This is a genomic window from Aeromonas sp. R6-2 (assembly GCF_040908155.1).
GTDB lineage: Bacteria > Pseudomonadota > Gammaproteobacteria > Enterobacterales > Aeromonadaceae > Aeromonas > Aeromonas schubertii.
In genome coordinates this window covers 1-13,372 of the sequence record NZ_JBFODE010000070.1, presented here as the reverse complement: position 1 = coordinate 13,372, position 13,372 = coordinate 1, and the positions used below count along the sequence as shown (strand labels likewise).

Below are 13,372 nucleotides of genomic sequence, written 5' to 3'. Positions count from 1 at the left end.
TCTCATTGGGCGACCAGCTGGCCGAGAAACAGGGTGAAGAGATCGGCGCGGGAGGCGAGCCCCAGCTTGGCGTAGAGGTGCTTGCGGTGGTTCTTGACCGTGCCCGGGGCGATGGCGAGGCGCAGGGCTATGGTCTCGGTGTCGAGGCCGTGCAGGATCAGGGTGGCCACCTCCCGCTCGCGACGGGTCAGGTGGGGGCCACCCAGACGAGGCAGCGTGGTGGTGATGATCTCCCGGATCCGCGCCAGATCCTCGCGCCCCGGCGGGGCGGCGGGCAGGGGATCGCTCATCTGGCCCCAGTGCTGGCGACAGAGGGCGTGCACCAGGGGGAAGTGCTGGCGCAGCCGGGCCAGCTCGGCCGCGCTCACCGGCCGCCCCTTGCCGAGGCGACCGAGGAAGATCACCAGGGCGAAGCCGGGCCGCAGGGGCAGGTGCAGCCCCAGCTCCTCGCGCCAGCCGGTGGCCCGGTAGAAGGCGCGCACATAGTCGGGCTCGAGCCCGGCGCGGCGCGACACCTCGGCCAGGGTCCAGACTCCCGCCTCCAGCCCCTGTTGCAGGGCGAGCAGGAAGGGATCCTGGCGGTGGGCCCCGGTGAGGTAGCGCTCGAACAGCAGCTCACGGCGATCGGGCAGGGTGTCGTAGAGGTAGAGGGGGCGGCGGTCGTGACCCAGCACCAGGGCGCAGTCGAAGGCGGCCCACTGGCGCAGCAGGGCCACCAGGGCGGCGGGGAAGCCGGGCTGGTGCAGCGCCGCGACGGCGTGGGTCAGGGCATCGCTGAGGGGGGTAGACATGGCGAGCAGTGGGTTCGGATAGGTGGCCCCATGCTAGCACCGGATCCCCAAACTGTCCCCTGGGGGACATATTCGGCGCGGGCCAAAGCGGTGAGGATGTGGCCTTTTCCCCGCTATCTGGAGACCCCATGACCGCTTCTTCCCTGCTCGACGATCTGATGGCGCGCGGGCTCATTGCCCAGCAGAGCGATCCCGAGGCCCTCGCCTCACACCTCACTACCCCGCGCACCGTCTATTGCGGCTTCGATCCCACCGCCGGCAGCCTGCACATCGGCCATCTGGTGCCGCTCCTGATGCTGCGCCGCTTCCAGCTCGCCGGCCACACCCCGGTGGCCCTGGTGGGCGGGGCCACCGGCCTTATCGGTGATCCCAGCTTCAAGGCAACCGAACGAACCCTCAACAGTGCCGACACCGTGCAGGGGTGGGTGGCCAGCCTGTCGGCCCAGATAAGCGCCCTGCTGCCGGCGAGCGACGGGCTTACCGCCCCGCGGCTGGTCAACAACGCCGACTGGATGGGGCAGATGTCGGCCCTCGATTTTCTGCGGGGCATCGGCAAGCACTTCTCGGTCAATGCCATGCTGGCGCGGGAATCGGTGCGCCAGCGCCTCGCCCGCCCGGATCAGGGCATCTCGTTCACCGAGTTCTCCTACGCCCTGCTGCAATCCCAGGACTTCGCCGTGCTCAACCAGCGCCTCGGCTGCACCCTGCAGATCGGCGGCAACGACCAGTGGGGCAACATCACCAGCGGCATGGATCTCACCCGGCGCCTCAATCAGGCCCAGGTCTATGGCATGACGCTGCCGCTCATCACCAAGGCCGACGGCACCAAGTTTGGCAAGACCGAGGGGGGCGCAATCTGGCTCGATCCGGCGCTCACCTCGCCCTACGCCTTCTACCAGTTCTGGCTCGGCACCGCGGACGAGGATGTCTACCGCTTCCTGCGCTACTACAGCTTTATGCCGCTCTCCGCCATTGCAGAGCTGGAGGCGGAGGATGCCAAGCGGCAGGGACGCAAGCTGGCCCAGCAGGTGCTGGCCGACGAGCTGACCGCGCTGGTGCACGGCAAGGGGGCGCTGGCGGCGGCGCGGCGTATCAGCGAGCTCTTGTTCAGCGGTGACGTGGCGCGCCTTGGCGAGAGCGATCTGGCCCAGCTGGCCCAGGATGGCCTGCCGAGCAGCCCCATCGAGGGGGAAACGGATCTGGTGACCCTGCTGGTGGCGTGCGGCCTGGCGAATTCCAGGCGCATCGCCCGCGAGCTGCTGGCGGCGGGGGCGGTCAGTCTCAACGGCGTTATCCGCCAGGATGGGCCAATGGCCGACGGCGACTGGCTGTTCGGCCGCTACCTGCTGCTGCGCCGGGGCAAGAAGCAGTACCACCTGGTGATCCGCTCATGAGGGGGTGAGCGCCTCGATGACGTAGTCGAGGAAGTGGCCGACCAGGGCCGACTCGGCCCGGCGCTGGGTGTAGAGGGCATAGAAATGGGCCCCCTTGGGACGGTAGTCGGGCAGCACCTCGCGCACCACCCCCTCGGCCAGCTCGGCCGCCACCAGGTAGCGCGGCAGGCGGGCGATTCCCAGCCCCTGGCGCATCGCCTGGTGAATCGCCTTCTTGCTGCTGAAGGCCAGCTCGCCCGCCACTTCCAGCGGGATCTCGCGCCCCTGGGCTAGCAGGGTCCAGCGCTCGTGGCGGCTGTACTCCTGGCAGCGGGTGATGAGGGGGTGCTGCTGCAGATCCTGCGGCTCGCGCAAGGGCGGGTGGCGGTCCAGGTAGTCGGCGCTGGCGCAGAGCACCAGATCGTCCACCCCGATGGGGCGCGCCAGATAGGGCTGGCTGCCAAGCTCGGTGCTGCGAAACGCCACGTGCAGGTTGTCGCGCAGCAGGTCGGCCGGGGTATTGCTGAAGTCGGCGATGATCCGCACCTCGGGGTGGTTGGCGCGAAAGCGCAGCAGCACCGGGGTCAGCACCACCTCGCCCCACAGATCCGGCGCCGTGATGCGCAGCTCCCCGCACAGGGCCGAGCGGCGGCGCTGCAGGCCGTCCAGCAACTGTTCGTGCAGGGCGATCATCTGGTCGGCCTGGCGGTAGGCGAGCTCCCCCGCGTCGGTCAGCTGCACCCGGCGGGTGGTGCGGCTCAGGAGCGTGTTGCCGAGGCTCTGCTCCAGGTGGCGCAGATCCTTGGACGCCTTGCTCGGGGTGATGCCGAGCTGGGCCGCCGCCGCGGCGAAGGATCCGCAGCGGACGATGGCGACCAGCAGGCGCATCAGGTAGAGGGTGTCGAGCTTGTGGTGACGCATGAGGGGTGGCCTATTGTGTCTTGCTGGGAATGAATGCCTTGCTTGTACGCCTGATTATATCCTGATTGCCCCAGTTTATAGTGGCGGCCATTCCATTGCGATCCCGGGAGAGGGCGATGAACAAGGCACTTGGAGACAGCTTCCACTTCGAACGGGCCGGATTGCGGCTCAAGAACCGGGCCGTGCTGGCCCCTTTGACCCACAACATGAGCGGTGCAGGCGGCGATCCCGCTCAGGCCGAGCTCGACTGGCTGGCGCGCTGCGCCCGCGGCGGCTTCGGCCTGCTCATCGCCGCCGCCACCCAGGTGCAGCCTGGCGGACGCTGCTGGGCGGGACAGCCGGCCCTGATGACCGACACCCAGCAGCAGGCCTTCACGGCCCTGGCCGACAGTGCGCGGCAGGCCGGGGCGCTGGCGGTGGTGCAGCTGCATCACGGCGGGATGCGGGCCCTGCCCGAACTGAACGACGGTGCGCCGGTCGGCCCGTGCGAGCTGGCGCCGGGTGGGCGCTACCCGCTCGGGGTCAAGGGGCTGACGGAGGAGGGGATTCTTACGCTGATCGAGGCCTTCGTGGGCGCCGCCGAGCGGGCTCATGGCGCCGGCCTGCACGGGGTCGAGCTGCACGCAGCCCACCACTTCCTGCTTTGCAACTTCCTCAACCCCCTGCACAACCGGCGCACCGACCGCTGGGGCGGCAGCATCGCCAACCGGGCGCGGATCCTGGTGGAGATAGTGCGCGGCATCCGCGCCCGCTTGCCCCGGGACTTTTTGGTCGGGGTGCGCCTCTCCCCCGAAAACTATGCCCATATCCAGGGCATAGCGCTGCCCCATCAGCTGGCGGTGGCGCACCTGCTGGCGGACGAGGGGATCGACTACCTGCACTTCTCCATGGGGGACAGCTTCAAGGCGGTGGCGGGGGATCCCGACGGCGGCGCCCTGCTGGAGGCGGTGCGGGTCGGGCTGGCCGGGCGGGTGCCGCTCATGGTGGCGGGCAAGATCCATGACGCCGCCTCGGCCGAGCTGGCCCTGGCTGGCGGCGCCGATCTGGTGGCGGTGGGCACGGCGGCCATCGGCAATCCGGACTGGATGGAACGGGTGAGCCGCGGCCTGCCGCTGCTGCGCGCTCCCTTCACGGCGGCGCACCTCACGGAGATCGGCTTCACCCCGAGCGCCCTCGACTACCTGGCCGGCATGGGGGTGCTGGCCCCGCGCGATGCGGCCTGAGGGGGACATGATGAGCGAGTGGACCCTGCTGTTGATGTTTATCCCGACCTTCTTTCTCATCTCGGTCTCCCCCGGCCTTTGCATGATGCTGGCCATGAGCTTTGGCGCCAGCCTGGGGCTGCGCCGCACCTTGTGGGTTATCGCTGGCGAGCTGGTCGGGGTGGGGCTGATTGCCCTCACCGCCTTGCTCGGCTACACCCGGGTGTTGGCCGAGCAGCCGGCCCTGATGCAGGGCTTTAAATACCTCGGCGCCCTCTATCTGCTCTGGATGGGGGTGGCAAGCTGGCGCGGCGGCGGGCAGGCGGGGGCGACCCGCCAGGAGGACAGCGGCCGCCTTGGACTGGTGCTGCGCGGCTTTACCGTCGCCATCTCCAACCCCAAGTCCTGGCTCTTCATGATGACCCTGCTGCCGCCCTTCATCAGCCCGGCCCTCTCGACCGAGTTGCAGACCCTGTTGTTCGTCGCCCTGGTCATCCTGATCGAGTGCGTCAACCTGCTGCTCTACGCCTACGGCGGGCAGCGGGCAAACCAGCTGTTGCAAGGGCAGGGGCGCGGGGATCTGCTGGGGCGGGTCTCCTCCCTGCTGATGATGGGCGTCGCCGGTTACTGGCTGCTGACCTGATATGACAAGGCCCTCGCGAGGAGGGCCTTGAGCGTGTCAGAGGCCGAGGGGCAAGAGCTCGGCGTAGTCATCGAGCGCCGGGAAGCGGCTGAAGCAGAGGGGGGGCTGCTGGCTGTCCGGGCGGGCTATCCCCAGCTGATGGGCGATGCCGAACTCGGCCGAGGCATCGAGGATCCGCTCGCTGTCGTCGATGAAGAGGGTGCGCGCCGGATCGAAGGGGATGCAGCGAGTGAGCGCCTGCCAGCAGCGCTGGCTCTCCTTGGACCAGCCCAGGTGATGGGTGGTGACGATACTGTCCAGATGGGCGTCGAGTTCGAGCCTGAGCAGCTTCACCTCCAGGCTGGCCGGGTGGGCGTTGGTGAACAGGATCCGCTGTTTGCCGGCGGCCTTGAGGGCATCGAGGAAGGGGATGACGTTGGGGCGCCACCGGATCTTGTCGAGGATCTCCTGCTTGAGGGCCCGGATGTCGAGCTCCAGGGTGTCGCTCCAGTAGTCCACGCAGTACCACTTGAGGGTGCCGGCCACCGCCTCATAGTGGGCATCGATGCGGCGCTTGGCCTCATCCTGCGCCAGGGCGTGGCGGGCGGCGTAGCGCTCGGGCACCAGGGTCTGCCACAGGTGGCTGTCGAAATGGAGATCGATGAGGGTGCCGTCCATGTCGAGCAGGACGGTGTCGATATCGCGCCAGGGCAGGGTGATGGGCATGGTGCTCTCCTTGAGTGGGCGGGCAGTATAGCAGGGAGCTTCGGTGGCGCTCCCCCTTTTGTGGATAGCCGCGAGGCGGGGAGTCGTTTACTCTTGAGGCATGAGCCCAGCCCAGTGATCACCATGGACCACGCAAAAGAGAAACCCGAGATCCTCAAGGCCGAGCTGGTGGCCGAAAGCCGCCTGTTCAAGGTCGAATCCTTGCACCTCAAGTTCTCCAACGGGGAGGAGCGCGTCTACGAGCGGATGCGCGGTGGCGGCCGTGGCGCCGTCATGGTGGTACCCATGCTGGACGACCAGACCCTGCTGCTGGTGCGCGAGTACGCCGCCGGTACCCACAGCTATGAGCTGGGCTTTCCCAAGGGGCTGATCGATCCCGGTGAAGACATCTTCGAGGCGGGCAACCGCGAGCTGATGGAAGAGGCGGGCTTCGGCGCCCGCGAGCTCATCCCCCTCAAGCAGGTGTCGCTCGCCCCCGGATACTTCTCGAGCCGGATGGACATTCTGCTGGCCCGGGAGCTCTACCCGGAGCAGCGGGAGGGGGACGAACCCGAGCCCCTCGAGGTGATCCCCTGGCCCCTGCACGATATCGATACCCTGTTGGCGCGCTCCGACTTCACCGAGTCGCGCAGTATCAGCGCCCTGCTGCTGGCGCAGAAATGGTTGAAGGAGGAGTCATGATCGATCTGCTGGCGGTGGCCCCCGAGGCGTGCCGCATCGCTCGCGAGGCCGGGCGGATCTTGAGCGAGATCTACCGCGGTGGTCAGTTCGAGCGCCACCTCAAGGAGGACGATACCCCGGTCACCAGCGCCGATCTGGCGGCCGATGCCTACCTCAAGCAGGCGCTCTCGGCCCTCACCCCCGGGGTGCCGGTGCTGACCGAAGAGGCGGCCGATATCCCGCTGGCCGAGCGTGCCGAGTGGCCCGAGTACTGGCTGGTGGATCCCCTCGACGGCACCGGCGAGTTCATCGCCGGCAGCGGTGACTTTGCCACCCTGATCGCGTTGGTGCGCCATCACCAGCCAGTGCTTGGCATCGTCTACGCGCCCGAGTCGGACACCCTCTACTGGGCGGCCCAGGGGGAGGGGGCCTTCAAGGAGGCGCAGGGGCTGAGTCGTCCCATCCATGCCCGCCATCATCTGGTGCCCCCGGCGACCCTGACGGTGGCGGTGAGCCGGCGCCAGGCCCCCGAGTCCCTGACTCGCCGCCTCAGCCCCGAGTTTGACTACGAGCGGTTACCGCTGGGGTCGAGCGCCCTCAAGTCCTGCCTGGTAGCCGAAGGGGTGGCCGACTGTTATGTGCGCCTCGGCCCCACCGGGGAGTGGGACACCGCCGCCGCCCAGTGCATCGTCAGCGAGGCGGGGGGGGCCATCTTAAGCCTCGGCCTGCTCCCCTTAAGCTACAACCGGCGCGACTCCCTCGAAAATCCCGACTTCATCACCCTGGGGGATGAGGGACTCCCCTGGAGCGAGATACTGCGCCCCTGAGGGGAGGCACAAAACGAAGAGGCGGCCATCGGGCCGCCTCTTGTCGTTGTGGGGGGATCAATAGTCCCCGGCCGCCCGTTTGGCGCGTTCGATCATGGGGGTGATGGTCATCCCCTGCACCACGATGGAGAACATCACCACGGCGTAGGTCATGATGAGGATCACCTCGCGCAGATCGACGCCGTACTCGGGCAGCATCATCTGGCCGGAGGGGAGCGCCAGGGCCATGGCCATGGCCAGACCGCCGCGCAGACCGCCCCAGGTGAGGATCCGCACCGAGAACTTGTTGTAGCTGCGGAACTTGCGAAACGCCACATAGGGCAGCGAGACGCTGATGAAGCGGGCCGCCAGACACAGGGGCACCGAGATGACCAGCAGGATCCAGTCACGCCAGGCAAGGTCCAGCAGCACCAGGGCCAGGCCGATCAGCAGGAACAGCAGGGCGTTGAGGAACTGGTCCATCAGCTCCCAGAAGTGATCCAGGTGATGCTGGCTCTGCTCGGAGAAGCCCGAGTGACGGGTCCAGTTGCCGATCATGATGCCGGTGACCACCATGGCCAGGGCGCCGGAGACGCCAAGCATGTTGGCCAGGGCGAAGCCGGCGGTCGGGATGCACAGGGTCAGCAGCAGCTCGAGCGAGCCGTCGTCGGTGGCACTGATCATGATGTGGGCCACCAGGCCCAGCACCACCCCGAACAGGATGCCGCCGAGGGCCTCGTGCAGGAACAGGCTGGCCACGCCACCGAAGGAGGGCTCGACGCCGCCAAACGCCACGGCGAACACGGTGGCGAAGATGACCAGGCCGACGCCGTCGTTAAACAGGGACTCCCCCTCGATCTGGATGGCGATCTGGGGCGGGGCCTGGAGCTTCTTGACGATGGCCAGCACGGCGATGGGGTCGGTGGGGGAGATCAGGGCACCGAACAGCATGCAGTAGACCAGGGGGATCTCCCAGCCCAGCAGGCCGGCGATAAACCAGAAGCCGTAGCCGATCAGGAAGGTGGAGAGCAGGGTGGAGAAGATGGCCATGATGGCGATCTCCCACTTCTGGTCCTTCAGGGCGGGCAGTTTGATGCCGATGCCCCCGGCGAACAGCAGGAAGCCCAGGATCCCCTTGAGCAGGAAGTTCTGGAAGTCGATGCTCTCCATGGTCTCGACGGCCAGGGGGCCCATGTTGAACCAGTCCAGCTTACCGAACAGGACCATCAGGGCCGAGATCAGCATGGAGCCGGCGGTGATAGCGATGGTGGTCTGGATCCTGATGACGTACTGGTTGGCGAACGCAATGAAGATCGCCAGTGCCGCCAGGAAGCAGAGGGTGTAGTAGACACTCATGTTGTTATTTTCTCATTGGTAGAACAGCAAGCACGCTCAGCCCGACAGGGTCGGGCTGCCATAGGGTACTCTCTGGCGGGGATGGGCTCACTACCCCCTATTGAGTAGTGTTGCGATAATTTGGATAGATAGACGGCTGGATTTCTAATTCTGTTTTTTGCTGATAGGATGGGGCAGAGTCGTCACAGGATACAAGGAGTCGTCGTGTCGCAAGCCAAGCAGAAACTGGAAGCCCAGCTCAGGGAGCGGATCCTCATCATAGACGGTGGCATGGGGACCATGATCCAGGGCTACCGGCTCAAGGAGGCGGACTACCGGGGCGTGCGCTTCGCCGACTGGCCGTCGGATCTCAAGGGCAACAACGATCTGCTGGTGCTGACCAAGCCGGCGGTGATCCGCGAGATCCACGACGCCTACTGCGCGGCCGGTGCCGACATCCTCGAGACCAACACCTTCAACGCCACCACCATTGCCATGGCGGACTACCGCATGGAGTCCCTCTCGGCCGAGATCAACCGGGAGGCGGCCCGCCTGGCGCGCGCCGTGGCCGACGAGTGGACGGCCAGAGAGCCCCACAAGCCGCGCTTCGTGGCCGGGGTCCTGGGGCCCACCAACCGCACCGCCTCCATCTCACCGGACGTCAACGATCCGGGCAAGCGCAACGTCACCTTCGACCAGCTGGTGGCCGCCTATGACGAGTCGACCCGTGCCCTCATCGAAGGGGGGGCGGATCTCATCCTCATCGAGACCATCTTCGACACCCTCAACGCCAAGGCGGCGGCCTTCGCCGTGGACCAGGTGTTCGAGGCCCTCGGGGTCAGGTTGCCGGTGATGATCTCGGGCACCATCACAGACGCCTCCGGCCGCACCCTGTCGGGGCAGACCACAGAGGCCTTCTACAACGCCCTGCGCCACGTGCGGCCGATCTCGTTTGGCCTCAACTGCGCCCTTGGGCCGGACGAGCTGCGCCAGTACGTGGAGGAGCTCTCGCGTATCTGCGAGTGCCACGTCAGCGCCCACCCCAACGCCGGTCTGCCCAACGCCTTCGGTGAGTACGACCTCGGCGCGGCCGAGATGGCGACCCACATCCGCGAGTGGGCGTCGAGCGGCTTTCTCAACCTGGTGGGGGGCTGCTGCGGCACCACCCCCGAGCATATCCGCGCCATGGCAGGCGCCGTGGCCGGCATCACGCCTCGCACCCTGCCGGATCTGCCAGTGGCCTGCCGGTTGTCGGGCCTGGAGCCGCTCACCATCGACGCCGACTCCATGTTCGTCAACGTGGGCGAGCGCACCAACGTCACCGGCTCGGCCCGCTTCAAGCGCCTGATCAAGGAGGAGCTCTACGACGAGGCGCTGGAGGTGGCCAAGCAGCAGGTGGAGAGCGGCGCCCAGATCATCGACATCAACATGGACGAGGGGATGCTCGACGCCGAGAAGGCCATGGTGCGCTTCTTGAACCTCATCGCCGCCGAGCCGGATATCGCCAGGGTGCCTGTGATGATCGACTCCTCCAAGTGGGAGGTGCTGGAAGCCGGCCTCAAGTGCGTGCAGGGCAAGGGGATCGTCAACTCCATCTCCATGAAGGAGGGGGAGGCCAAGTTTATCGAGCAGGCCAGGCTGATCCGCCGCTATGGCGCCGCCGTCATCGTCATGGCCTTCGACGAGACCGGCCAGGCCGACACCCGGGCGCGCAAGACCGAGATCTGCCAGCGCGCCTACCGCATCCTGGTGGAGCAGGTGGGCTTCCCGCCCGAAGACATCATCTTCGACCCCAACATCTTTGCGGTCGCCACCGGCATCGACGAGCACAACAACTACGCGGTGGACTTCATCGAGGCGGTCAAGGACATCAAGGAGACCCTGCCCCACGCCATGATCTCCGGCGGCGTCTCCAACGTCTCCTTCTCGTTTAGGGGTAACGAGCCGGTGCGCGAGGCCATTCACGCCGTCTTCCTCTACCACGCCATCAAGAACGGCATGGACATGGGAATCGTCAACGCCGGCCAGCTCGCCATCTATGAGGAGATCCCCAAAGATCTCAAAGAGAAGGTCGAGGCGGTGGTGCTCAACACCCACCCGGGGGCCACCGAGGCGCTGCTGGCCATCGCCGAGCAGTACCGGGGCGGCGGCGCCGAGGCGGCCGACCCGCGCGAGCAGGAGTGGCGCAGCTGGCCGGTGGGCAAGCGGCTCGAGCACGCCCTGGTCAAGGGCATCACCGACTTTATCGAGGAAGACACCGAAGAGGCGCGCGCCGGGGCCGAGCGCCCCCTGCACGTCATCGAGGGGCCGCTGATGGACGGCATGAACGTGGTCGGCGACCTGTTTGGCGCCGGCAAGATGTTCCTGCCCCAGGTGGTGAAGTCGGCCCGGGTGATGAAGCGGGCGGTCGCCTACCTGCAACCCTATATCGAGGCGGAGAAGTCCGGCGGCACCAGCAACGGCAAGATCGTGCTGGCCACCGTGAAAGGGGACGTGCACGACATCGGCAAGAACATCGTCGGGGTGGTGCTGGCCTGCAACAACTTCGAGATCGTCGATCTCGGGGTCATGGTGCCTGCCGAGACCATATTGAAGACCGCCCGCGAGGTGAACGCCGACATCATCGGCCTGTCGGGTCTCATCACCCCGTCCCTGGACGAGATGGTGCACGTGGCCAAGGAGATGGAGCGCCAGGGTTTCACGCTGCCGCTGCTCATCGGCGGGGCTACCACCTCCAAGGCCCACACGGCGGTGAAGATAGAGCAGAACTACAGCGAGCCGGTGGTCTATGTCTCCAACGCCTCGCGCGCCGTGGGGGTGGCCCAGAGCCTGCTCAGCCCCGAGCTCAAGCCGGCCTTTGTCGAGCGGCTCGCCAAGGAGTACGAGGTGGTGCGCGACCAGCACGCCCGCAAGCAGCCGCGCACGCCGCCGGTGTCGCTGGCAGCGGCCCGCGCCAACCGGCATCAGCTCGACTGGGCCGGCTATCAGCCGCCGCGCCCGCACGCCCTCGGAGTCCAGGTCATCGAGTCCATGCCCATCGCCACCCTGCGCCGCTACATCGACTGGACGCCGTTCTTCCTGAGCTGGGAGCTGGCGGGCAAGTTCCCGCGCATCCTCGACGACGAGGTGGTGGGGGAGGAGGCGACGCGCCTCTTTGCCGACGCCAACGCCATGCTGGATCGGCTCGAGGCCGAGGGGTCGGTGCGCTGCGCCGGCGTGTTTGGCCTGTTCCCGGCCAACGCCGTGGGGGACAGCATAGAGGTCTATGCCGACGAGTCCCGCGAGCAGGTCATCGAAACCTTGCACCACCTGCGCCAGCAGACCGAGAAGAAGGGCTTCCCCAACTACTGCCTGGCCGACTATGTGGCGCCCAGGGAGAGCGGTGTGGCCGACTGGGTGGGCGCCTTCGCGGTGACCGGCGGCATCGGCGAGGAGGCGATCGCCAAGGCGTTCAAGGCCGAGCACGACGACTACAATGCGATTCTCATCCAGGCGGTGTGCGATCGCCTGGCCGAGGCCTTCGCCGAATACCTGCACGAGCAGGTGCGAAAGGTGCACTGGGGCTATGCCCCGGACGAGGCGCTTTCCAATGAGGAGCTGATCCGCGAGAACTACCGTGGCACCCGCCCGGCACCCGGTTACCCGGCCTGCCCCGAGCACACCGAGAAGGGGGCCATCTGGCGGCTGCTGGGGGTGGAAGAGCGCATCGGCATGGTGCTCACCGAGTCCTATGCCATGTGGCCGGGGGCGGCGGTGTCGGGTTGGTACTTCTCTCACCCCGAGAGCCGCTACTTCGCGGTGGCCCAGATCCAGCGCGACCAGCTCGAGGATTACGCGGCCCGCAAGGGGATGAGCCTGGAGGAGGCCGAGCGCTGGCTGGCGCCAAACCTGGGCTGACCTGCCAGTGTGACCTGAGTATGACGGCGCCCCGAGGGGCGCCCCATTTTGTGCGCTCGTGCTTGTTGTCAGGATAAACAATTGGCGTTGCCTTGGCGCCGTGGCACCTTATACTCTCCCGCCCGATTCCCAGGTCTCTCACGTCCATGAAGATTGCCATTCTCTCCCGCGAACCCAACAACTACTCCACCTGCCGCCTGGTGGAAACCGCGGAGAGCCGCGGCCACAGGGTCGAGGTGCTCGATACCCTGCGCTGCTACATGAACATCGCCTCCCACAGCCCCTCCATTCACTACGAGGGGCTCGAGCTGGCCGGCTATGACGCCATCATCCCGCGCATCGGCGCCAGCATCACCTTCTACGGCACCGCCGTGCTGCGCCAGTTCGAGATGATGGGCACCATGGCCCTCAACAGCTCGCTCGGCATCTCCCGCTCCCGCGACAAGCTGCGTGCCATGCAGCTGCTCTCGCGCCACGGCATCGGCCTGCCCGTCACCGGTTATGCCCACAGCACCCGCGACGTGCCGGATCTCATCAAGATGGTGGGAGGCGCCCCCCTGGTGGTGAAGCTGCTCGAGGGCACCCAGGGGATCGGCGTGGTGCTGTGCGAGACCAACAAGGCCGCCGAGAGCGTGATCGAGGCCTTTATCCAGACCGATAACAACATACTGGTGCAGGAGTACATTCACGAGGCCCAGGGAGCGGATATCCGCTGTCTGGTAGTGGGGGGCAAGGTGGTCGCCGCCATGCGTCGCCAGGCCCAGGAGGGGGAGTTTCGCTCCAACCTGCACCGGGGCGGCAGCGCCTCGGCCATCACCATCACCCCCGAAGAGCGGGCAACCGCGGTGCAGGCCGCCAAGATCATGGGGCTCGACGTCGCCGGGGTGGATATCCTGCGCTCTGCGCGCGGCCCCCTGGTGCTGGAGGTGAACTCCTCCCCCGGCCTGCAAGGGGTCGAGAGTGCCTCGGGCAAGGACGTGGCCGGCAAGATCATCGAGTTTCTCGAGAAGAAGGCGTCGAAGAAGCACAAGCCAGCCGA

At 67.0% G+C, this 13,372-nt stretch carries 11 protein-coding genes; 7 read left to right on the top strand and 4 right to left on the bottom strand.

Translation table 11 applies throughout. The features are described 5' to 3' along the window. Positions 1–2 precede the first annotated feature (2 nt). Positions 3–791: a helix-turn-helix transcriptional regulator gene (locus AB5Y48_RS18505; RefSeq protein ID WP_050666972.1), complete on the bottom strand. Its 789-nt coding sequence runs from the start codon at positions 789–791 to the stop codon at positions 3–5. A 128-nt stretch (positions 792–919) separates the two neighbouring features. Between AB5Y48_RS18505 and tyrS the strand changes: the two genes are divergently transcribed. Further along, entirely contained in the window at positions 920–2,185 is a 1,266-nt protein-coding gene (tyrS, locus tag AB5Y48_RS18500; protein ID WP_368165430.1) for a tyrosine--tRNA ligase, read from the top strand. Here the strand turns inward: tyrS and AB5Y48_RS18495 are convergent. Then, positions 2,180–3,085, bottom strand: coding sequence for a LysR family transcriptional regulator (locus AB5Y48_RS18495; protein WP_368165428.1), 906 nt, complete (start codon positions 3,083–3,085; stop codon positions 2,180–2,182). The two genes, tyrS and AB5Y48_RS18495, sit on opposite strands and share 6 nt — an antisense overlap. A gap of 116 nt (positions 3,086–3,201) precedes the next feature. On the opposite strand from AB5Y48_RS18495, the gene AB5Y48_RS18490 reads away from it, so the two are divergent. Both AB5Y48_RS18490 and AB5Y48_RS18485 read left to right on the top strand, forming a co-directional pair. After that, positions 3,202–4,308 carry an NADH:flavin oxidoreductase gene (locus AB5Y48_RS18490; RefSeq protein WP_368165426.1) on the top strand — a complete coding sequence of 369 codons (1,107 nt, stop codon included), beginning with the start codon at positions 3,202–3,204 and terminating at the stop codon, positions 4,306–4,308. Between the two features lie 10 nt (positions 4,309–4,318). Next, positions 4,319–4,930, top strand: coding sequence for a LysE family translocator (locus AB5Y48_RS18485; RefSeq protein ID WP_368165424.1), 612 nt, complete (start codon positions 4,319–4,321; stop codon positions 4,928–4,930). A 36-nt stretch (positions 4,931–4,966) separates the two neighbouring features. Here AB5Y48_RS18485 and yrfG read toward each other — a convergent pair whose 3' ends face one another. Then, entirely contained in the window at positions 4,967–5,635 is a 669-nt protein-coding gene (gene yrfG, locus AB5Y48_RS18480; RefSeq protein ID WP_368165422.1) for a GMP/IMP nucleotidase, read from the bottom strand. Positions 5,636–5,758: 123 nt separating this feature from the next. Here yrfG and nudE point away from each other — a divergent pair, with 123 nt between their 5' ends. Both nudE and cysQ read left to right on the top strand, forming a co-directional pair. After that, positions 5,759–6,316 carry an ADP compounds hydrolase NudE gene (gene nudE, locus AB5Y48_RS18475; protein ID WP_050666987.1) on the top strand — a complete coding sequence of 186 codons (558 nt, stop codon included), beginning with the start codon at positions 5,759–5,761 and terminating at the stop codon, positions 6,314–6,316. Beyond that, on the top strand, positions 6,313–7,122 hold the full coding sequence (gene cysQ / locus AB5Y48_RS18470) for a 3'(2'),5'-bisphosphate nucleotidase CysQ (RefSeq protein WP_050666977.1): 810 nt from the start codon (positions 6,313–6,315) through the stop codon (positions 7,120–7,122). The genes nudE and cysQ overlap by 4 nt, the downstream gene beginning before the upstream one ends. A gap of 57 nt (positions 7,123–7,179) precedes the next feature. On the opposite strand, the gene AB5Y48_RS18465 is transcribed toward cysQ, so the two are convergent. After that, entirely contained in the window at positions 7,180–8,457 is a 1,278-nt protein-coding gene (locus AB5Y48_RS18465) for a sodium:proton antiporter (protein WP_050666978.1), read from the bottom strand. A 204-nt stretch (positions 8,458–8,661) separates the two neighbouring features. On the opposite strand from AB5Y48_RS18465, the gene metH reads away from it, so the two are divergent. Both metH and rimK read left to right on the top strand, forming a co-directional pair. After that, the gene (metH, locus tag AB5Y48_RS18460) at positions 8,662–12,333 is read left to right on the top strand and encodes a methionine synthase (protein WP_368165418.1); all 3,672 of its coding nucleotides are present in this window, start codon (positions 8,662–8,664) and stop codon (positions 12,331–12,333) included. A gap of 146 nt (positions 12,334–12,479) precedes the next feature. Further along, positions 12,480–13,372, top strand: an 893-nt coding sequence (rimK, locus tag AB5Y48_RS18455; protein WP_368165416.1) for a 30S ribosomal protein S6--L-glutamate ligase, incomplete at its 3' end; no start/stop codon positions are given.